Origin of the sequence: Clostridium tetani (assembly GCF_900167265.1) — a bacterium.
GTDB classification, from domain to species: Bacteria; Bacillota; Clostridia; order Clostridiales; family Clostridiaceae; genus Clostridium_G; species Clostridium_G tetani.
Genome location: NZ_FUWT01000013.1, coordinates 1 through 20,702, shown reverse-complemented (window position 1 = coordinate 20,702; position 20,702 = coordinate 1). Strand labels below are relative to the sequence as shown.

The following is a 20,702-nucleotide window of genomic DNA, read 5'->3' as shown; positions in this document are numbered from 1 at the left end:
ATTCATTCCCCCAATTCCTATATAATATATTTGTTTATATAATCATCCTGAGCTGGAGCTACTTCTATTTCATTATTATAAGGCTTAGTATAATTTCCATATATTATTTTTATTTTTTCTTCATCTTTTCCTTTACTATATCTACCTGATATTCTAGCTGCAAGTTCTATATCTTCTATGGAAGGTTCTCCTATTATTATTATCATAGAACCACTAAATTCTTTAGCCATAAACACTAGATCTTCTTTAGTTAGGTATTTCTTTATCTCATCGCCTTCTACTTTAGTTCTAGTAGATATTATTTTTGCTTTTGGTGTCATTCTAAAATGTCTACCTATCCTTAGCATTTCTAATTCTCTATCTTCTGGTTCATTATTATACTTAAGTAGATCTCTTAACCTGTTAGAGTAATTAGGTTCCGTAAGTTTACACCCTCCTGCTGGTGAAGGATATTCCTTTATTCCCCATTTTTCTGCTAATTCCATTTGAAGCTTTCTGCTTCTTCCGGATATATCCAAAAGCTTTTCTCTGTCTACTATTCCTTTTAATTCCATTTCAGTAGGAGGTAAATTTTTAGCACATAAAGGTCTTAATATTTTATCTGCATATCCTGAGTGATTTTTTACTATCTCTAAAGAACTTTTGTTTTGAGACATTGGTCTTTGATTTAATACCTCTCCCGTTATTATAAAATCCGCTTCTAAATCCTTTAATAACTTTCCTGAATAATTCATCATTAGACTATGACAATCAATACAAGGGTTCATATTTTTACCATATCCATACTTAGGATTTTTAACAATTTCTAAATGTTTTTCTGAAAAATCTACTATTTTCAAAGGTATATCAATTTGTTTTGTCATCCTTATGGCGCTTTCTTCATTAAAAAAATGAGATTTAAAGCATACACCTATTACATCTATTCCTTGATCCTTCATTAGTTTAGCTGCTAGAATACTATCTAATCCTCCTGAGATCATTGCTAACGCTCTTGTCATGTTTTTCTCCTTTCAAAATTTTATTTATTATTTATAGCTAATTCTATTAGCTCGTCTATTAAGGCTGAATAGGACTTTCCAGATGCCTCCCATAGCTTTGGATACATACTTATTTTTGTAAAACCAGGTAATGTATTTACTTCATTGAAATACACTTCATTACTTTCTTTATCCATTAAAAAGTCTACTCTAGCTAATCCACTACAGCCCAACAATTTATAAATTTTTATAGCTAATTCTTTAATTTCTTCTTGCTTTATATTATCTATATTTGCTGGTATAAGCAATTCTGAATTTTCATTTTGATATTTTGCTTCATAATCATAAAACTCTTTTGCTGGTATTATTTCTCCAGGTACAGCAGCCTTTGGGTCATCATTACCTAATACCGCTACTTCTATCTCTCGTGCATTTATAGCTTCTTCCACTAATACATTTTTATCATGTATAAAAGCTTCTTCTAAACCTTTTAAAAGTTCTTCTTTATTATGTGCTTTTGTTATTCCAACTGATGAACCACTATTAGCAGGTTTTATAAATACATCGTATTGCAGTTTTTCTACTTCTTTTATTATTTCCTCTTTATTTTTCTCATACTCAAACTTATTTACAACTACATAATTTGCTTGTTTGAATTTAAAATTCTCTAATACATATTTAGTATATATTTTATCCATACATAATGCAGAAGATAAAACTCCAGGCCCCACACAAGGAAGTCCTACCAATTTACATAATCCTTGTATAGTTCCGTCTTCTCCATATAATCCATGCAATACTGGGAATACTAATTCTACTTCTTTATTAAATAGTACATTATATCCATTCTCTAATTTATTTTTATTGTCCTTTTCCCATTGTCCATTTTTAATATTATTTATATCTCCAGTATATTGAAACCATTTACCCTCTTTAGTTATTCCTATAGGGCATATCTCGTATTTATCTCTATTAATATTTTTCAATATTGATGTGACTGAATTTCTGGAAACTTCATGTTCTGTGGATTGACCACCAAAAACTATGGCTATTTTTATTTTCTTCATTATTATCTCTCCCTTTAATATATACAAATTTAATTGTTGTGCTAAAAGCACAACAATTAAATTTTACTACTTAAATAATAGTTTAAAATCTTTTATTAATTTAATCAACTACTTTTTAATCTATTAATTTAAGTATATATATCAAATAGTTAATTGACCATTAGGTGCATTTATTATTTGTATTATTCTCTCTTCATAACCAGTATGTGCATTTACATATACTATAAAGGTTTCTCCATTATAGTCTCCTGTAAATTCATAACATAGTTTTTCTTTATTAGTTTCTGTGGGTATTATAGCCAATCTACTAGATTTTATTTTAAGTCTCTTTCCAACCTTTTTTCTTGCTTCTTCTAAACTTACTTTTGCTTTAGGAATATTTCTGTTATTCGTATGAGATACAAGATATTTCGCACTTTCAATACCAACTATACTACCATCATCTAATGCAATTTTTAATTTTATCTGATCTGGATATATCATTATATCATCTTTTTTGTATACATAGCTTACAGTGGCTACGTTGCCATAATCAATGGCATAAGTTGGTACCATTTCTTTATATCCTATACTTTTTAGAAACTCTTCTCCTTTTTTCATAGCAGTGTCTCTTTTTATTTTGCTACTTTCAACTAACCTATTATCTAACAAGTATAATATTTTACCACCTTTTTTACTTACCTCACAAACAATTCTATCACTTTTATCATTTCTACCTTTTACTCCTACCTCAAAAGAATATGTACTTATTCCTGTATTACTTTCTTTATTAACTAGATCTATTTTTGTCACTTTATTTTCGCCTATTACAGTTCTTATCTTTTTTTCTGCTTCTTCTTTTGAAATTTCTTTTTCTTTATTTATTCTTGGCTCTATTTCTACTACATTATCTGAAAAGGGACCATCATAAATTAATGCTGGATATTGGGTTACTTGCTTTTGTATTCCTTTAAATTGTTCAGATATATCTTCCTTGTTTCGTGCAAGAACTCCTCCTACCTTCTTTCTTATTTCTCCCCATCTTACTTTCCCTTCGTTTATGTCATTGCTAACTTGATTTAAATTAGCTTCTAATTTAACGGATCTATTCTTTAAATCCTCTATGTTTTTATAATCCTTATCTTGTAATTGTGTACCTTCTGAAGTAGTTTTTCCTAAAGTATAACAGAAGTCCCCTACTTGGGATAAAAATCTACTGGTATTTTCTATTGTATCTTGACTTAATGGCAACGAATGTAATCTATCATTGGCATTTGTAGCATGCCTAAATATTTCATCAAAGACGATTATATTCTGTTCCCTTGAGCCCACTACAGCTGCCTTACTTAAATTAACTCTTATGTTTTGAACAGAGTCCATAAGCTCATACATATTTTTACTATATTGAGCTTGGAGATAATTTCTATAGTCTGTTCTTTCTAAAGTCATTAAAATGGCAAAAGTAGATGAAAAAACCACTATTATAGTTACTATGGCAGTATAAATAACTCTTTTATTAGACTTTTTCATTTTAATTCCTCCTATTAAAATTTCTTGTAATATTATCTGTAAAAATTTAATTATTTATTCATTTAAACCTAAATAATAATGTCATATGATATAATATTAATTAATTATTGTTATTTCTAAATAAACCCTTATAATTTTTAATAATTTTGTGTACAATATTTACTAGATGAGTTTTCCTACAATTATAATTAGCTTAACCTTAAGAAAGGAGAACTAATGATAAATGAAAGTATTAATATTTTCTATTTCTGCTGGTGGTGGACATAGCAAGGCAGCGGAATCACTAAAAGAATATATTGACCTTTATTCTTCAAAGTCTACCGTTAAAGTTATAGATACTTTAAAATATATAAACCCAATAATAGATAAAGTTATAATCGGAAGCTATTTAAAAACTATAAAAATAACTCCTTCTCTTTTTGGAAAACTATACGATTATACTGAATCTGATTATGGTTTATCTATTATTAGTGCAAAATTTAATGAAATAATGACTTATAGATTGTTACCACTGATAAAAGATTTTAATCCAGACATACTTATAGCTACTCATCCTTTCCCCACTGAAATGTTGTCTATACTAAAATCAAAACATAAAATAAACAGACCAATTATATCTATACTTACGGATTATGCTCCGCATAGTTTTTGGCTTCATCCTTGTATAGACGCTTACATAGTTTCAAATAAGTACATGATATCTGAAATGGTATCCAAAGGTATACCTAAAAATACTATATATCCTTTTGGAATACCAGTATCTAGAGATTTTCTTACAAATTATAGTAGGGAAGAAACTTTAAGTGAAATAAACTTCTATTCAGATAAACCAACTATACTAGTTATGGGTGGAAGTTTAGGAATAGGTAAAATAACTAAAGTATATGAGAATTTATTAAAAATTAATGAAGATATTCAAATTATAGTTATTGCGGGAAATAATAAAAAACTATACTATGAGCTTTTAAGTTATAGGCACTCTTTAGACAAAGATAGCACTTCTTATATAATAGGTTTTACAGATAAAGTTAATAAATATATGCAGGCATCTGACTTATTACTTACTAAACCAGGTGGACTTACTATAACAGAAGCATTAGTATCTAGCATTCCCCTTGCTCTTTTTTCTCCTATACCAGGTCAAGAGGAGAAAAATGCTGAATTTCTTTTGACAAACAACTTAGCTGTTGATTTAGGTGATGGTTCTAATACTAAAGATATAATAGAAAACTTATTAAAGGACAAATCTAAATTATCTAATATAAAAGAAAATCAAAGAAAGTTCTCAAAACCTGATGTAGGTAAAAATATTTATAATCTTATTTTAAAACTAATATCTGATTACAAAATCAATATTGAAGAAATATATTTAAATGAAAAAAATCCAGATTAATTTCTGGATTTTTCTTATTTAAATATATCTTTTATAACTTCAACTATTTTAAATTTAAACTCTATTTTATCATTATCTATTATATCATCTTCTATAATATCTTCTTTTTCTTCTAAGTAAGTTTTCATAACTCTTTCAGTTTCCTCATATGCAACTTCTCCTTTAGTTACATCTACAAAGCATAGTGGTGGAAACATAACACACCACCAATTCTTGCCTTTACCTTCTCCAATTATTATTCTAAAAGCTTCATAATTACCTTGTGGGAGAGTTATATTTCCATATGTTTTTATAGGAAAATTATCATGAGTTAATTCTAATTTTAAATCGTAATTATATCCTTTTTTAGAAATAACATCTTTAGCTATATTTTCTATACCTTTAGTATTTTCCATTAAAATTCTTCTAGATTCATTTATATTGTTACTGTTTGATAATTTAGGATAAATATATTCAAGTACTGAGTTTTTAACTTCCATTTTTAGTTTTTGATCTTCTTCTAAGTCGCTATTAGCTAGTACATGAAATCTTATTAATTTTTCATTCAAATTATTATTTTTTTTAGGAAATTTCTGAGGTTGTCCTAAATTCAAAGATATAAAAAATATAAATATAAAAATAGTAATAATAGCAAATAGTTTATTTTTCAATTTATAATCCCCCTTACACATCTTATATTGAACTATTTGTTATTATTACCATTAATTTTAATTATATTCATTTCACTTTTTATTTTATAGCCCCTATTCTTCTTATATATGTCTTTACATTAACCTCTATATTTGCATCTTTATATATTTCACCCCAATTATCCTTTACTTTATTCCATGTACTAGGATGATATTTTTTTAAATATTTACCCGTGTCTGTTAAATCTGCATTATATTTTTTTTGCGTTGATTCTATTAATCTTTCTAACTCTTTCCTAATAGACTCATTAAAACTTTCTTCTATTTCTTTTAAAGTGTCTTTGTCTATAAATTCCTTTCCTAAATAGTATCCCCTTATTTGTCCTTCTAAACTTATATTTATAGCAATATTTAATTTTTCATCTGACTTTGATTTTAAAACATTTTTCTTTTCTGTATTCTCTATAAGTAAGTCTATAGGATGACCATCTTTATAAATAACTTTATTTCCACTTTTATATTTACCTGTTAGCATCTTAATGCCAGCTGTTTGTGAGGAAGATAGTATGTTTTCAAATTTAAAGTCTTTTATAATACATGAATTAGATAATTCTACTCCTTTCTCACTTTTACTCATGGTTAATAAAGGTAGTATAATATTTCCTTCTTCATTTATTTCCTGCATAAATCTGTTAAAACTGATAGGAATTATGTTACTATTTCTATCGCTGTTTTCTATTAATCCCACTATATAATTGTGAAGATTTTTTTCCGTGTCAGGCTCAAAATCAATATAATTTTTAACCTCTCCATCACATGCTACTACAAGCATATCTCTAGTAATAGCAGGTTCTCGTTGAAGATAGTCTACAACCTCTTTTATAGTATCTGGATATTGAAAAATATCTTTACTTAAAATAAGTAACTTCAAATGACCAAAACTTATATCTCTACTACTTTTACTTATGGCTTTAGTATATGCATCTTCCATAGAATAAGAATCAATAGTTATATTTTTTTCTTTTGCTTCTCCTCCCTTTTCAGGCTTTAACTCGCTTACATCTGGATATCCATATACTACTCTTAATTTTTTTATGTAATTATCAGTAAAAGGTTCATTTGATTTAATTTCTTTAATTTCTTCTTTTCTTTCTATATCTTCTCCTGCATCTATACCAAGAGTAGACACAAATATTCTCTTATCTATTTCTACCTTATCCCAGCATCCACTAATAAAAAAACTTATAATAATTATAAAAAATCCTATGAAAACTTTCTTATTCAACGTTCTTCCTTCCTCCCCTCTTCACACTATTTAAAATTATTATGAGAAAGGGAATAATTATCATATTTATTATAAACATAGTAGGAATAAGTTTTTGAGTTTGTGCACCTAGCTGAGCTACATTTTCAGGATATAGACCTATAATATAAATAAAGGGAACTAAAATCGCTGAAGATAATTTTATATCATCTAGTTTTAAAATATTTTTTAATACATCTGAGGAAAGATAATAATAGTTTATAAAACTTGTATAATAAAACATTATCCAGATAGCCATTACTATACCCTCCCATTTTTGTATGAATGATCCAGGAATATCTATGGAGCTTATCATAGTTATAGTAGGCCATAATAGAATTTTAGACTGTTCTTCCCCAAATGTAGCTATTGATAATATAAAAATTACAATATAAAACACAGAAATAAATAGTAGACTCTTTTTCATAACCTTTGGCGTTTTGTCTTTTTTCTTTAGAATTGGAACAATAAGAAACAATATACCAATTCCACCAAATCTATAAAAAACATTTATAGACCCTTTAAAATATGATAATGGTTTGTTTTTAAAAACAGGCAATAAATTTGTAAAATCCACCCCATAAGCAGATACTAAAAGAACAAAAACAATAGGGATAAACATAATCCAAAAGCTAATTTCATTAAACCGTATTAAATGCTCTAATTCAGCTCTTACCAAATATACCCCAGATAATATCATTACTACAAATATAAACTCTGTAGGAGTATCTTTTAAGAGATACAATTTAATTTCTTCAGTGAATGCCCTTAATGCTACTGATATAAATATTAAACCATATGCAACAATACTTAATGCTACAATGTTTCCTAAAACTTTCCCAAAGGAATTTTGAAATATATCATAACAATCCTTATAGTCACTTTTTTGTATACATTTATATATTAAGTAGGCCGCTACATATGTTATTATTCCTCCAATTATTATAGAAACCCATCCATCTACTCCAACTATAGTAGCAAGATCCCTAGGAATAGAAAATACATTTACACCTATTATTGTTACTACCAAAGTTACGAACAATCCATAGGAAGATATTATATTTTTATCTTTCAATTCTATCACCCCTTTAGAAACACTTATTTCTGTCTAATTTTATCTTTTGGTTTTAGATAACGAGGTCTTCTTTTAAAATATTTTATTGGAAACCTAATATATAAATCTTTAAAATCTCCCTTAGACGAATTTACTATAGGTAGTAAGTATCCTAATCCAAAACTCTTTAACTTTATCATGTGAACTAAAAGAATTATAAGCCCTATCATTATTCCATATAACCCCATAATAGATGCAAGTATTATTAAAGCGAATCTTACAATCCTAAACGCAGAATTTATTTCATAGTTAGGAGTTGTAAAGCTAGTTATGGCAGTTAAAGAAACTATTATTATCATTATTGGACTTACTATACCTGCACTAACTGCCGCTTGCCCTATTATAAGACCTCCCACTATACCTATAGTAGATCCTATAGCCTTTGGTAGCCTTACCACAGATTCCATAAGCAAAGCTAAACTTATCTCCATGATAATAGCTTCTATAAATGCTGGAAATGGCACTCCCTCTCTAGAAGATGCTATAAAATAAGCAAGTCTTGTAGGAATTATAGATGGATGAAAAGATGTTGTAGCTACATATAATGAAGGTAATAATACAGATAGAAAAATGGATACCATTCGTATTAATCTTAATATGGATCCATATATCCATCTTTGATAATAATCGTCTGGCGACTGAAATAAAGCAGGTAATGTAGCTGGAACAACAATAGCAAAAGGGGAATTGTCCACTAATATAGACACTCTTCCTTCGTATAAACTTGCCGCTACTACATCAGGTCTTTCTGTACTTTGTGTTTGCGGAAAAATTGACCATTCATTATCCTCTATTAATTGTTCTACATATCCACTATCTAGAACTGCATCAATGTCTATTTTATCTAATCTTTTAAAAACTTCATCTACTATGTCTTCATTAGCTATATCATCTATATACATAACTGCTATGTCTGTTTTTGATCTAGTGCCCAGTTGTTTAGGAACTATTTTAAATCCTGTATCTTTTATTCTTCTTCTAACCAATGCAGTATTAAACCTTATGGTCTCTGTAAAGCCATCCCTAGAACCTCTTAATACAGTTTCTCCAGATGGTTCAGTCACTCCCCTTGTTGGCCAAAATCTTGTGGATAATACATAGGCAATATCTAACCCATTTACTAGCATAAGAGTATCTCCAGATAGCATAGAGTCTATACCTTTTTTAAGACTATCTATTTCATTTAAATCAGATACTGTTAGAAATTTATTTTTTAGTGTTTCTTTATTAAAGTCTTCCTCTTTCAATGACCTATCTCTATCCATTAAATTTTCCAACACAAAATCATTTAATAAATTTTTATCTGCCATTCCATCTATATATACAATTAAACTTTTAACTTCCCCCATATAAAATTCTCTAAATATCATATCTGAATTATCTTTAAAAATTTCTTTTAAGTATTTTAAATTTTCTTCTAGATCCTTACTTATTTCATCTTTTATATTTATACCCATGACCACACCTCCTTTATTTAATATTTATAAAATATTTTATTTCCTGCGTATAAAACTATACTCAAAAGAATCATTATAATTCCTATTCTTTTACACCTTCTTGAAGTTTTTAGCATCCCTCTTTTTTTAAAACTATTATAATCAATTACTAGAAGTAAAAATCCTTGTATTAAAGATAAAATTAAAAAATATATATTAAACAGCCTAATAATATCCATATAATTCCCCCTTACGCATATAAACTCTCATATATCTTTTGAAACTAACAGGTATTTTATACAATAAAAAAGCCATGTTTTATATACATAGCTTTAAAAATATAATTATATTGTTTTACTTATATATACCTCATTATATTTACTCTTCATTTTCCTATAACAATTTTCTGCCGAATCCCTATATGGGAAAAATCCAAATATAGTAGGTCCGCTACCTGTCATTTGCGCTCCTAAAGAACCATATTGTAATAGTTCTTTTTTGATATCTTTTAAGTTGCTTCTTTCCTCTAAAGTTACTATCTCCAAAATATTTTCCATATTTTTACACAATAGTTTCAAATTATTTTCACCTATAGATTTTATAATTTCCTTTGTATCTGGATGTTTTATTATTTCTTTTTTGTCTATCTTACTATAAGTCTCCTTAGTACATATGCCAAAGTCAGGTTTAACTAACACCAAATAATGATCCTTAAAAGGATTTAATTTAGTTATTTTTTCTCCTATTCCTTCACAAAATGCAGTACCACCATAAATACAATAGGGTACATCTGCACCTATTCTCACTCCTATTTTTGCAAGTTCTTTATTATTTAAATTAGGCATAAATATATCTCTTAATCCTCTCAATACCGCTGCTGCATCACTACTTCCACCTGCTAACCCTGCTTCTATAGGTATATTTTTTTCTATATATATTTCTACCCCTTCTTTTATATTAAAAGTCTCTTTAAACAACTTTGCTGCTTTATATGCTAAGTTTCTGTTATCTAAAGGTATATTACAGTTATTACTATTAATTTCTATATCTTTATCTTTAATATTCAAATGTACTACATCGTATAAATCAATAGTTTGCATAACCATTTCTAAAAGATGGTATCCATCTTCTCTTACTCCTACTATATCTAGAGATAGATTGATTTTTGCATAAGCCTTTATTTTCATACTTTACCTCCACATTTACTAAAAAAGTATTTACTATTTCTTTATTAAGTATAATACTTTTTATAACTCTATCTCAAGTATCGGCTTATGCTAATGCTTCATTAGAAGATTTATGTTTATCTCCTCCATTTTCCATCTCTTTTTTTACTATATTTAATAGTGGATTAAATTCTTCAAAAAACGTAACTATTAAATCCCCTTTTTTACTGTATTTAATAGCTTCTTTTAAGGCATCCTCTTCCTTTAAAATAATCTTTATATTATCTTTATTAAATCCTGTATTTAATATGCCTGTTTTTAATAGCTTTGCTACATCACCTTTTTTTCTTGTTCTATTGTGCTTATCTTCTTTGATATATATGTAATCAAAGTTTTTACCACCTATTTCTCCTAATTTAATTAAATGTTCATCATTTCTATCTCCTGGTGCTCCTATTACTCCAATTAATCTATTATGCTTTAGCTTTTTTGCACCTTTAATAACTGCATTATATCCTTCTGCATTATGTCCATAATCTAATATTATTGTTCTATCTTTAAAACTGTATATATTGAATCTTCCTGGTATATAATTTTCATCTAAATTAAAACTTTCCATAGCTTTTCTTATATAAATAGGATTGATACCCATAGATATTCCCACTGCGCATGCTGCCATAGCATTTTCAATATTATAATCTAATTTACCTTGTAATCCTATTTTTATATTGTTTATATTTATTAATGGGATTATTTTATTATCTTTTTCTATATACATATAACCTTCGTGAACATATATAGCAAAGCACCCTTTATTAAGGTATTCTCTTATAAATTTATTATTTTTATCTTTAGAAAACAATATAACATTGCTTTTTATTCTATTTATTATTTTCATACTCATTACATCATCTGCATTTAACACTACGTATCCTTCATCTTTAACTGCTTCTCCTATAAGAGACTTTACATAAGCTAAATCCTCCAAAGTATCAATACCATCTAACCCTAAATGATCAGTGGTTATGTTTGTAATTACTCCTACATCAGCTAGATCATAAGCTAATCCTTTCTTTATAATACCTCCCCTAGCTGTTTCTAGAACTATTGCTTCCACCTCTTTATTAGTAAGTAGCGTTAATGCACTATTATACCCTGTGGTGTCCCCTTCATCGATTATATTTCCATCTATATATATGCCTCCTGTACTAGTAAACCCTGTTTTATAGCCAGCTAAATCAAAAATATGAGCTATTAGCCTAGTTGTTGTAGTCTTCCCATTAGTTCCAGTTACAGATATCAATGGAACTTGATCCTTTATGTCTTTAAATATCATATTAACTATAGCTTCTCCTACATATCTATTTTGTCCTTTATAAGGGTATTCGTGCATTCTTATGCCTGGAGCTGCATTCACCTCAATAATTGCACCATCAATAGGTTTAGATATATCAGTACAACAAACATCTATGCCACAAATATCTAAACCTACAGCTTTAGAAGCTCTTTCAAGCATTTCAATGTTTTTATTACATATTAAGTCTGTACAATCAATAGCAATTCCACCAGTAGATAGATTTGCATTTTCTCTTAAAAACACTCTTTCACCTTTTTTAGGTACAGAGTTTATATTAAATCCCATCTTACCAATACTATCAATAAGCTTTAAATCTATTTTAATTTTAGTTAAAGGTTTTTCGTGTCCCTCTCCTCTTTTACAGTCTCTATTCAATTCATGTATAAGACTTTCTATTGTACTTTTTCCATTTCCTGTTATATGCGGAGGTATCCTTTCTGAAACCGCTACAACCTTATAATCCACCACACAAATTCTGTAATCTTTTCCTTGTATATGCTTTTCTATAATTATATCTTCATATTCTTTAGATAATATTTTATATGCCTTTAAAAGATCTGCTTCATTATTTAAATTAGCAAATACTCCTTTTCCTTGATTACCATACCTTGGTTTTATAACCACAGGATAACCTATTCTGTCTGCTTTTATAAGCATATCCATAGGATTGTTTATAATTCCTCCTAATGGAGTAGGAATACATTGATTTTTTAAAATTTCCTTAGTTAAGTATTTATCACATGCTATATCTACAGATATACACTTAGTATCGCTTCCTATAGTAGCTTCTACAATTTTCGAAGTTTTTCCATATCCCAATTGTAATATACTTTTTTCTCCTATTCTTATAAAAGGTATATTCCTTTTTTGTGCCGCCTTTACAATAGAATATGTACTAGGTCCTAGCTTTTCTTTATTAAATATATTATTAAGTTTATTTAATGCTAATTCTAGGCTAAATTCATTTTTAGTTATTATTGAATTTATTATCTTTATAGCTATATTACCCGCCTCTATAGCTGTATTTTTATATTTACATTCATACACTATATAATAATGATCTCCTTTTATCTCTCTAGCTTTTCCATAGCTAACTTCTATTCCCAATAAATTTTGCAATTCTATTATTGTATGTTCACATATATGTGCTAAAAAAGTTCCCTCTTTCAATCTTTTTGCAAATCCACCATCTTCATCTATACCACACCTATGCTTTTTTAATCCTGGTAGAATTTCTAGTAGTTTATTATTAAACCCATTTATATCTTTACTTGATATATCTCTAAATCCTTCTAAATCTACCTCCATTTTTATACAAGGTCTATGGGAATATATATTCCTACCTGAAAAATGTTTATAATTTAAAGCTTTCATTGTTTAAAGTATCCTCCTACTCAAATCAAATTTATCGTCTTTTTTTAATACATGCATTCTTATGTTAAATATAGATAAAATCTCTTCTGACTTCTGTTCTGATACATTGCTTTTAGTTATTTCGCTTCCATCTAGTATATATACTGCTCCTGAACCTATTACTCTAAAGCTTGCTTTGTCATTTACTATAATTGCTGTGTCTTCATCTATTCCTATACCTATAATTTGAGGATTTTGGGCTATTGCTACCAGTAATCTACCAATTCTACCTCTCTGAGCAAAATGCTGATCAATTATTACATCTTTAATAAGTCCCAATCCTGGCGCCATTTTAAGAGTGCATTTTCTCGGTGATTCATCATTGGGACCACTTACAATCATAGTATCACTCATTACAGATGCTCCCGCTGAAGTTCCTATATATATACATCCATTTTTATAACTTTTATGTATTGCTTTATACAAAGGAGTTCCACCTATCATACTAGTGATTCTTAATTGATCTCCACCAGTAAAAAATACTGCTGATGCATTATTTATAAGATTTATATTTTCTAATTTAAAAGCATCCTCTCTTTCTTTTACTTGAAGTATTGATACTTTTTTTACATTCAATTCTTTAAAAATCTCCTTATATTCTATGCCTAACTCTTCTGGTATCTCTGAAGCTACAGTAGCTATAATCAGATGGCTTTCCTCATGATTTATATAGCTACTTATTTCCTTTAATATAGATTTATCTCCTTTTTTATCTTCTGCACCACCTATTATTATTAAGTTTCCATATAATTTTTCTTCCATAAAAAACACCTCTTTTACAGATATCCTTTATTTTTACCATATTTATCATATTTATACATGGGTAATAACAAAAAGTCTGTAGTTTTTTAAACTACAGACTCCTTAACTATATTAAATAATTGCTCTACCTGGTATTATTAATTTGTCACCTGGTTTTATAATATCTGGATCTTCTAATTCATTTATATTTACTATATTTTCAACAGTTGTATGATATCTCTTAGCTATCTTCCACAATGTATCTCCATTTTGAACTACATATATTGTAACACTAGCTTTTTTTTCAGGTAGTTCCTCTTCTATACTTTCTATATCTACTAAAAATTCTTTATTAGATACATAGTTAACTTTTGCATAACAATTTACTATGGCTTTTATCGCTATATTTCCTGCTTCTATATTAGCCTCTATACCATCTAAAATGCATTTTGCTAAGCTTCTCATCTGAATTTTGGCACCAGGAACATCTACAGTACAACTAAAAGGAACTTCTTCTGAAACACATTCTATATAATTATCTTCATTGACTGTTTTATATAGAACATTTACATTAAGCACTCCATCAATAATAACTTTATCTTCTACTATTCTCTTATCCGTTATGCATGTATTTCCAGTACAACTAAGTATTTGTTTAGGTCTTAACTCACTGTTTTCTATTTCTATATCATCTTTAACAACTATTTCTTCTTTTCCTTCTCCATGAGTTACATTTAATTCATAACTTTCTTTTTTCATCTCCATAAATATAGAAGGTGAATAGGCATCTTCTATTATATTCATATCTTCTTTGTACATAAGCTTAGTATTTACTTTTATAAGTGCTTCTAAATCAATAATTCTTTTCTCTCCTATATCATTGTCTTTTATATCTACTTCTAACCCCTCTACATAAAAATCAGAATAATTCTTCATAAAAGGTGCCGCACTTTCTACTTCTATATCTTTATCAAATTCTAAAGTTTCTTCCATAGCAAATATATCTCTTGTATCTTTTCCCTTATATATTAAATTTACCATTGCTTTACCCCGTATAGATGCTTTATCATCATATACATTTATTTCTCTATCCTTTATATTTATGTTCCAATTTAATATACTTTCCACTTCTGGCTGACTACTAGGTATCTCTATAACTCCTTTACCTATTATATCTGTTTCTATATTGCTTGCGATTTTATCTATTTCAATAGGATTCTTAAGCATTTGTATATCTTCAGATTCCTCTATATCTTTTATTATTTCGAAATTATATTTTTTATAAACTTCAGACTTTAATTTTACAACGCCTTCTATTCCAATTTTTCTTTCATTTATTATATTACAGTCCATATGTTCAACATAAGCTTCACATTCACAATCCATATCGAAGTCCGCACCTTTGACTTCTACATAATTTGAAAAGTGACCTGTATAGCCAACATTAAATACATTCATAGTCTCTTCCTCTTTAGCAAGATAGATCACATTGTATTCTAAATCTCCTTCTAAGTATACTTTATCCTTCATTACTTCTTTACTATTAACTTTTGGTCTTACTTCTACTGTTAATACTTTTATAACATCTGGGTGAGTGTCTGGTATAACATACTCTGATTTTATAATGTTATCAGAAAAATTTTCCCCTAAAAGCTGTTCACATTCTATGCTTTCTTTAATAACATCTATAGCCATAATTCAATTCCCTCCTAACATAAACCTACTATATAATGTATATATTTATATGCCGCAAAATATGATTAATCTTTAAATTTATTTATAATATATCTACATATAATAAATATACATATTTTCAACATAAATCATCATTCTTCAACACCTTTAAGCCTAAACAAGGTTTTTTCGCCATTGAAATTGTTGACATAAGTAATGTTTTGTTTTATTATATATTATGGTTGTTGACCATATAACCTCTCATAAATTCTCAATACCCTTTTATACCATAGTTGAAAGATGGCCCCCACCATCTTTCTTTTTATTTTTTTGAATTTACTTTATATAAAATAAGGCATAAAAAAAACAGTACCATCAATGGTACTGTTTATCAGGCATATACTAACTGTACTGTTTTTGTTAGAACGTCTGAATAACTATAAGTTACTGCCCTTTGATTCTCATCATCTAATCTAACCAAAAAAATACTGGGATACGTTTTTTCTATTACTCCAGTACTTACAAAGGTTTTTCTTCTTCCTCCATTGGCTTTTAAAGTAACAGTTTTTCCTACATTCTCTTCTATGTCTTTCCTGATGTCTGCCAGAACGTTAACTCTTCTCAAAACAAACACCTTCTTTCCTCTTATATACATTATACATCATATATTGTAAAAAGTCAATAAACTATTTATTTTATATCTAAATTACTTATTTGTCAATATATATATGACTTAATTTTTACAAATATTTAAACGTATACACCAGATTATTACGTTTTACTTCTTCTTAACTTATTATTACCTAATGGAAGGTTATTTATTCAAATTTTTCTTATTCATATATACTTTGGTTCAAAAGTTAAATTCCCAAAGCATATTTCCTCTGGGAATTTCATTTTAAGAATACAATGATTTTGGAAACCCTTCTCTATATTTACCTCTTGTTTGAAGTCCCCCTATTCCATTGGCTCCTGTTATTGTATTTTCTAATGCCTCTTGAATGGATACAACTTTTCCTATATTGCTATATGCTATTTTCTCACATAGGAACACTGGGTCCAAGCAATGTATAAGCACTCTATTAGGTGCACTAGCAAAATTAGCACCTGCGTCTAATATGGCCTCATAATAAGATTGACATGCACCAGCAAATATAACTAAGTTATCATATCCTGGTTCATAATTTCTAAGTTCATTTACAGTTCTTATAAAGTACTTAGAATTCCTATAGTTATTTAAGTCCATATAATTTGTTGTATTTTTTAATATTGCATCGTGGCCTGTTATTATAACAATATCGGGCTTAACTTCCTTTACCATCTGCAAAACTTTCTCAGGTTGTTCCTTTTCAGCTATAATAGCCCCAACTACATCTAGTTCTAACTGCTTATATACTTTCATACATACATCTAAATACTCTGCATCTCCGTCCACGTGCAATATCTTACCTGGCCTTCCAAAAGCTAATCCATTATTTTTTTTTCCCCTTGTAACCCTTATTTCCTTATCCGAGGATCTGGTATATTTTGAGGTACTAATTTCTTCACCTCTATTCATCAGAATATTTTTTATTGAAGTATTTATTCTTTCGTCAAATACTTTTTCATACTTAGTATTCTCTTCTTTAACTAGTTCTAAATCATTTCCTAATGAGTCTGCTATAATTCTTAGATTTACGCCTTTTAGTTTATATAGTTTTCCTTTTTTACTCTTCTGTATATCTATTATTTTAAAAGTTATATCTTTACCATAAGATTTTCTTGCAACTATGTCCCCTATATTCATATACGCACATCCCAAATATTATTTTAATTCTATAATATGAATAAAAATATAGGATGATACAAAAAGATTGCTATTTTGCTTAATGAATAGCAACCTTAAATTATAATATTATATACTATTTTATTTTTACATTAGCAGCTTTTTTATTTGTGTTTTGTCCCTTAAATATTTCTATTGATTCTACTTTCTCCATATTAGTTACTATAACAGGAGTCATTAGGCTTTTTCCCTTATTTTTTATAAACTCTTTATCTACAGTTAATAGAAGATCTCCTTTTTTAACTGTATCACCTTGTTTAACATGAGAAATAAAACCTTCACCTTGAAGTTCAACAGTATCTATACCAACGTGAATTAATATTTCTAGACCATTATTTGTGGTTATTGCAATAGCATGTTTTGTTGGGAATATAACAGATATCTCTCCCTCTATTGGAGCATAGACCTTATCTCCTTTTATTTCTACAGCAAAACCATCCCCCAGCATTTTTTTAGAAAAAACCTCATCTGGAACTTTTTCTAATTCTACTACTTCACCTTCTATTGGTGTTAAAATAATTTCTTCTTTTATATTATTTTTTTTGAGGTCATCTTTGAAATCTTCTTTTTCATTATAATTCTCTTTTTCTTCTAAAGGCTCATATGAATTATTAATAACATTTTTAATATCATCCTTTATTCTTTCTGCATCTGTTCCAAATATTACTTGAACACTATTTCCGGCCTCCATTACTCCAGCTGATCCTAAAGCTTTAAGTGTATTTTTATCCACCTTTGAAGTATCTACTAAATTTAATCTAAGCCTTGTCATACAAGCATCTAATTCTTTTATATTATTTTTTCCACCTAAAGCCTCTAAAACTTTAAATGCTCTATCATCCCTTTTTAAATCCTTAATTATAAATTGTTCTTTTGATGCTTTATTGTCTTCTCTACCAGGTGTTTTAATATTAAATTTCTTTATTACAAAATAAAAAACTACAAAATATAAAATAAAAAATGCTATTCCTACAGGCCAAATTAATAGAGCATTTCCAGTAAATTTAAAACCTAATATATAATCTATTGCAGAAGCTGAAAATGTATATCCTAATCTTATATCTAAAATTTTTGTTACTAATCCTCCTATAAAAGCTGCTAAAACATGAAACACAAATAACATTGGTGCAACAAATATAAACGAAAATTCAATTGGTTCTGTTATCCCGGTAACAAAAGCAACTAATGCTGCTGATGCCATCATTCCTGCCACTGCTTTTCTATTTTCTTTCTTAGCAGTAAGAACCATTGCCAGAGCTGCTCCTGGAAGTCCAAACATTATATTAGGATATTCTGATGCCATAAATATACCTGCGCTAGGATCTCCATGATAAAATCTTGCAAAATCTCCTAAATAAGATACCCCATCTACTACATATTCTCCAAACTGGTATAAGAACGGTGGATAGTACATATGATGAAGTCCTACAGGTATAAGTAGCCTTTTTCCAGATGCATAAAGAGCTGGACCATAGGGAGAGGTGCTAGCCCAACGTGCAAACACATCTATACCCTTTTGTAGTTCCGGCCAAACCTTAACCCCTATAATTGCAATAATTAATGATGCAATAGAAGTAACTATAGGGACAAACCTCTTACCTGCAAAAAAACCCAAAGCTTGTGGTAGTTTTATATTATGATATTTATTATATAAAATCGCTGCTGTCAATCCTATTATAATACCGCCGAATACCCCCATATTTATTTGATTTAATCTTACTATCTCAGTATACTCCGCTGAATTTTTAAATATGTCAAATGCCATTCCCTGAGCTTTGGCTATTTGCTCTGCTGCAATTTGAGCAAAATTATCTCCAGCAACTTTAATTATTCCTTGTAGAATAAATTGACCTACTACCGCTGCCAAAGCTGCCGTTCCCTCTCCTCCTGAAAATCCAATAGCTACACCAACTGCAAAAATCATTGGAAGATTTGTAAATATGGCATCTCCTGCTGTAGCTAAATATGGCATATTTAAAAGATCCGGCTGCCCTAATCTTAAAAGTATTCCCGCTGCAGGCAATACTGACACGGGAAGCATTAGAGATTTACCTATCTTTTGTAATATACTAAATAGCTTTTTCATTGGTATTCCTCCTATATTATTTTTTTAAAACAAAACACGAGTATCTCTGATTCTATACCAAAGTTAGTGAATATAGTAACTATATCTTCTACTAATTGGATACCAAAACTTCCTATGTCATCTATTCTACCTAAAAAAGGACTAACATATGTGGCTCCGGCTTTTGCTGCCAATAATGCTTGTTGCGCTGAAAAGATTAGTGTAACATTAGTTTTTATACCTAATTTAGTTAATTCACTAACTGCTTTTAATCCTTCTTCACACATAGGCACTTTTATTACTATATTTTTGTGTATTTTTATAAGTTCTTTAGCTTCTTCTACCATTTTTTCTGATTCTAAACTAATAACCTCTGCACTTATAGGTCCATCTACAATTGAACATATTTCTTCAATAACTTCTTTAAGGTCTCTGCCTTCTCTTGCTATTAAGGTTGGATTAGTTGTGACCCCATCTAAAACTCCCCATTTAGCTACTTTTTTTATTTCTTCTACATTAGCTGTGTCTATAAAAAATTTCATATAAACTACTCCTTTCAATAAATCTATTATAACCATTATACCATCTCATCAGAGTATTTAAAATTTAATTAATTTAAATTATGTTGACTTTTCAATATAATGGTAGTATAGTAACAATAGATGTAATATATAATAATATTGAATTATTGTAAATTTTTACACATAGACTAAATTGTATATTTAATATAATTTATTAAATTACGTTTTTATATAGTAAAAAATAAGGAGGGGTTAATAATGAAATCAACAGGTGTAGTAAGAAAAGTAGATGAATTAGGGAGAATTGTAATTCCAATAGAACTAAGAAGAACTTTGAACATTGCAGAAAAAGATCCTCTAGAAATTTTTATAGATGGTGAACATATTATGCTTAAAAAATACGAGCCTGCTTGCATCTTCTGTGGCGATGCAAGAAATGTAAATTATTATAAAGGAAAAAACATATGCAAAGATTGTTTAGATGAATTAAAAAGTAAATAAAAATACAGCAT

17 protein-coding genes and 1 pseudogene are annotated in these 20,702 nt (G+C 28.4%); 2 read left to right on the top strand and 16 right to left on the bottom strand.

Features of this window, described 5'->3' with window-relative positions:
• Nucleotides 1–17: 17 nt before the first annotated feature.
• The 3 genes from B5D21_RS10145 to ypeB all read right to left on the bottom strand — a co-directional run bounded on the left by B5D21_RS10145 (nt 18) and on the right by ypeB (nt 3,553).
• Nucleotides 18–998, bottom strand: coding sequence for a DUF814 domain-containing protein (locus B5D21_RS10145; RefSeq protein WP_011098602.1), 981 nt, complete (start codon nt 996–998; stop codon nt 18–20).
• Nucleotides 999–1,018: 20 nt separating this feature from the next.
• Complete coding sequence (locus B5D21_RS10140) at nt 1,019–2,044, bottom strand: D-alanine--D-alanine ligase family protein (protein ID WP_035110942.1); 1,026 nt, start codon at nt 2,042–2,044, stop codon at nt 1,019–1,021.
• A 141-nt stretch (nt 2,045–2,185) separates the two neighbouring features.
• Nucleotides 2,186–3,553: a germination protein YpeB gene (gene ypeB / locus B5D21_RS10135; protein ID WP_011098600.1), complete on the bottom strand. Its 1,368-nt coding sequence runs from the start codon at nt 3,551–3,553 to the stop codon at nt 2,186–2,188.
• A gap of 223 nt (nt 3,554–3,776) precedes the next feature.
• Here ypeB and B5D21_RS10130 point away from each other — a divergent pair, with 223 nt between their 5' ends.
• Nucleotides 3,777–4,946 carry an MGDG synthase family glycosyltransferase gene (locus B5D21_RS10130; protein WP_011098599.1) on the top strand — a complete coding sequence of 390 codons (1,170 nt, stop codon included), beginning with the start codon at nt 3,777–3,779 and terminating at the stop codon, nt 4,944–4,946.
• A gap of 14 nt (nt 4,947–4,960) precedes the next feature.
• Here the strand turns inward: B5D21_RS10130 and spoIIR are convergent, their stop codons facing one another.
• The 13 genes and pseudogenes from spoIIR to fsa all read right to left on the bottom strand — a co-directional run.
• Nucleotides 4,961–5,617, bottom strand: a complete 657-nt coding sequence (gene spoIIR / locus B5D21_RS10125; protein ID WP_011098598.1) for a stage II sporulation protein R — start codon at nt 5,615–5,617, stop codon at nt 4,961–4,963.
• Between the two features lie 58 nt (nt 5,618–5,675).
• Entirely contained in the window at nt 5,676–6,860 is a 1,185-nt protein-coding gene (locus B5D21_RS10120) for a Ger(x)C family spore germination protein (protein WP_011098597.1), read from the bottom strand.
• Complete coding sequence (locus tag B5D21_RS10115) at nt 6,853–7,962, bottom strand: GerAB/ArcD/ProY family transporter (protein WP_011098596.1); 1,110 nt, start codon at nt 7,960–7,962, stop codon at nt 6,853–6,855. Before B5D21_RS10115 ends, B5D21_RS10120 begins: the two co-directional genes overlap by 8 nt.
• A 14-nt stretch (nt 7,963–7,976) precedes the next feature.
• Nucleotides 7,977–9,449: a spore germination protein gene (locus B5D21_RS10110; RefSeq protein WP_035110939.1), complete on the bottom strand. Its 1,473-nt coding sequence runs from the start codon at nt 9,447–9,449 to the stop codon at nt 7,977–7,979.
• Nucleotides 9,450–9,466: 17 nt separating this feature from the next.
• Entirely contained in the window at nt 9,467–9,667 is a 201-nt protein-coding gene (locus B5D21_RS10105; protein ID WP_035110937.1) for a CLC_0170 family protein, read from the bottom strand.
• A 105-nt stretch (nt 9,668–9,772) separates the two neighbouring features.
• Nucleotides 9,773–10,615 (bottom strand): 4-(cytidine 5'-diphospho)-2-C-methyl-D-erythritol kinase, encoded by an 843-nt coding sequence (gene ispE, locus B5D21_RS10100; protein ID WP_011098594.1) that lies wholly within the window; start codon nt 10,613–10,615, stop codon nt 9,773–9,775.
• Between the two features lie 85 nt (nt 10,616–10,700).
• Nucleotides 10,701–13,325: a cyanophycin synthetase gene (cphA, locus tag B5D21_RS10095; RefSeq protein ID WP_011098593.1), complete on the bottom strand. Its 2,625-nt coding sequence runs from the start codon at nt 13,323–13,325 to the stop codon at nt 10,701–10,703.
• A gap of 3 nt (nt 13,326–13,328) precedes the next feature.
• Nucleotides 13,329–14,126, bottom strand: coding sequence for a cyanophycinase (locus B5D21_RS10090; RefSeq protein WP_035110935.1), 798 nt, complete (start codon nt 14,124–14,126; stop codon nt 13,329–13,331).
• Between the two features lie 111 nt (nt 14,127–14,237).
• On the bottom strand, nt 14,238–15,800 hold the full coding sequence (locus B5D21_RS10085) for a DUF3794 and LysM peptidoglycan-binding domain-containing protein (RefSeq protein WP_011098591.1): 1,563 nt from the start codon (nt 15,798–15,800) through the stop codon (nt 14,238–14,240).
• 370 nt (nt 15,801–16,170) lie between these two features.
• Entirely contained in the window at nt 16,171–16,404 is a 234-nt protein-coding gene (locus tag B5D21_RS10080) for a Veg family protein (protein ID WP_035111179.1), read from the bottom strand.
• A 273-nt stretch (nt 16,405–16,677) separates the two neighbouring features.
• Nucleotides 16,678–17,565 carry a sporulation peptidase YabG gene (yabG, locus tag B5D21_RS10075; RefSeq protein WP_035110931.1) on the bottom strand — a complete coding sequence of 296 codons (888 nt, stop codon included), beginning with the start codon at nt 17,563–17,565 and terminating at the stop codon, nt 16,678–16,680.
• Between the two features lie 115 nt (nt 17,566–17,680).
• On the bottom strand, nt 17,681–19,690 hold the full coding sequence (locus tag B5D21_RS10070; protein ID WP_011098589.1) for a glucose PTS transporter subunit IIA: 2,010 nt from the start codon (nt 19,688–19,690) through the stop codon (nt 17,681–17,683).
• A gap of 38 nt (nt 19,691–19,728) precedes the next feature.
• Nucleotides 19,729–20,211: pseudogene (fsa, locus tag B5D21_RS10065) on the bottom strand (fructose-6-phosphate aldolase); the annotation flags it as partial.
• A 237-nt stretch (nt 20,212–20,448) separates the two neighbouring features.
• Between fsa and B5D21_RS10060 the strand changes: the two are divergent.
• Nucleotides 20,449–20,691, top strand: coding sequence for an AbrB/MazE/SpoVT family DNA-binding domain-containing protein (locus tag B5D21_RS10060; RefSeq protein ID WP_023437052.1), 243 nt, complete (start codon nt 20,449–20,451; stop codon nt 20,689–20,691).
• The last annotated feature ends 11 nt before the right edge of the window (nt 20,692–20,702 follow it).

Excerpts from the sequence above, each read along its gene's own strand:
- B5D21_RS10085 (WP_011098591.1), bottom strand. The coding sequence starts at position 15,800 with ATGGCTATAGATGTTATTAAAGAAAGCATAGAATGTGAACAGCTTTTA.
- yabG (WP_035110931.1), bottom strand. The coding sequence starts at position 17,565 with ATGAATATAGGGGACATAGTTGCAAGAAAATCTTATGGTAAAGATATA.
- B5D21_RS10105 (WP_035110937.1), bottom strand. The coding sequence starts at position 9,667 with ATGGATATTATTAGGCTGTTTAATATATATTTTTTAATTTTATCTTTA.
- B5D21_RS10140 (WP_035110942.1), bottom strand. The coding sequence starts at position 2,044 with ATGAAGAAAATAAAAATAGCCATAGTTTTTGGTGGTCAATCCACAGAA.
- B5D21_RS10060 (WP_023437052.1), top strand. The coding sequence starts at position 20,449 with ATGAAATCAACAGGTGTAGTAAGAAAAGTAGATGAATTAGGGAGAATT.
- B5D21_RS10090 (WP_035110935.1), bottom strand. The coding sequence starts at position 14,126 with ATGGAAGAAAAATTATATGGAAACTTAATAATAATAGGTGGTGCAGAA.
- ispE (WP_011098594.1), bottom strand. The coding sequence starts at position 10,615 with ATGAAAATAAAGGCTTATGCAAAAATCAATCTATCTCTAGATATAGTA.
- cphA (WP_011098593.1), bottom strand. The coding sequence starts at position 13,325 with ATGAAAGCTTTAAATTATAAACATTTTTCAGGTAGGAATATATATTCC.
- B5D21_RS10130 (WP_011098599.1), top strand. The coding sequence starts at position 3,777 with ATGAAAGTATTAATATTTTCTATTTCTGCTGGTGGTGGACATAGCAAG.
- spoIIR (WP_011098598.1), bottom strand. The coding sequence starts at position 5,617 with ATGTGTAAGGGGGATTATAAATTGAAAAATAAACTATTTGCTATTATT.
- B5D21_RS10110 (WP_035110939.1), bottom strand. The coding sequence starts at position 9,449 with ATGGGTATAAATATAAAAGATGAAATAAGTAAGGATCTAGAAGAAAAT.
- ypeB (WP_011098600.1), bottom strand. The coding sequence starts at position 3,553 with ATGAAAAAGTCTAATAAAAGAGTTATTTATACTGCCATAGTAACTATA.
- B5D21_RS10145 (WP_011098602.1), bottom strand. The coding sequence starts at position 998 with ATGACAAGAGCGTTAGCAATGATCTCAGGAGGATTAGATAGTATTCTA.
- B5D21_RS10070 (WP_011098589.1), bottom strand. The coding sequence starts at position 19,690 with ATGAAAAAGCTATTTAGTATATTACAAAAGATAGGTAAATCTCTAATG.